We start from the raw sequence: 862 nt of genomic DNA, 5'->3' as shown, positions 1-862 counted from the left end.
TTCCCGCCGTTCGGGCGCCCTACGGCCGCTCGGGCTGCTTCGACGGCGTGCCGGTCGGCTGCGGCGTCGGGCCGGCCGTGGTGGCGGAGGGGGTGGGCGCGGGCGGCGGCGGGGTGGTCGGCGCGGGGACGCCGGCCTGGCCGTCCGGCTGCTGGCCGCCACCCGGTGCGCCGCCCGGTGTCCCGCCCGACGACTCCACCGGAGCGGTGACCGGTGGCGTGACCGGGGCGGTGACCGGCGGTGCCACGGGCGGCTGCGCCGCCCCGTCCGCCGGCGCGACGGCGTACAGCTCGACGCCCCAGAGCGAGTAGCCGTACTTGGTGGCCCGCGCCACGCCCTGCATCCGCAGGAACTTCGCGTCCGGCGCGTCGAACCGCACCGTCTCGTTGCCCCCCGACCCGTCCTCCACCGTCGCGACCGTGGTCCAGGTCCGGCCGTCCGCCGAGGCCTGGAGCTTGTACGAGGCGGCGTACGCGGCCTGCCAGTGCAGCACCGCCGAGCCCAGGTGGGTGGCCCGCGGCAGCTCCAGCTGCACCCAGGCGTCGTCGGCCGCCGGCGAGGACCAGCGGCTCTTCGGGTCCTGGTCGGCCACCGCCGAGGCCGGGAAGGCCGGCGTCTCGTCGGCCGACGAGGTGGCCCGCGCGGTGATCGCCAGGTCGGGCCCGCCGGTCGGCGGCACCACGTGCACCTGGAGCACCTGGCGCACGGTGGTCTGCCCGGCCACGAACACCACCGGCACCTGGTACGTCCCGGACGGCGTCTGCGGCCCGGCGGTGACCAGCAGCGGCACGCCGACCTTCCCGCCGCGCGGCACGCTCACCCCGGTGACCGGCGCCACGGTCAGCCCCGTGGCGGGGGGCGG

Annotated in this window: 1 protein-coding gene; it reads right to left on the bottom strand. The window is 78.5% G+C overall.

Translation table 11 applies throughout. From position 1 onward, the window contains the following. Window positions 1-19: 19 nt before the first annotated feature. A partial coding sequence (locus ABD308_RS23165) for a discoidin domain-containing protein (protein ID WP_344338167.1) occupies window positions 20-862 on the bottom strand: 843 nt, incomplete at its 5' end.

Source organism: Kitasatospora putterlickiae (assembly GCF_039527695.1).
In the GTDB taxonomy this organism is placed as follows: domain Bacteria; phylum Actinomycetota; class Actinomycetes; order Streptomycetales; family Streptomycetaceae; genus Kitasatospora; species Kitasatospora putterlickiae.
Note: the sequence above shows the minus strand (reverse complement) of the source record. Positions and strands in the feature narration are given on the sequence as shown.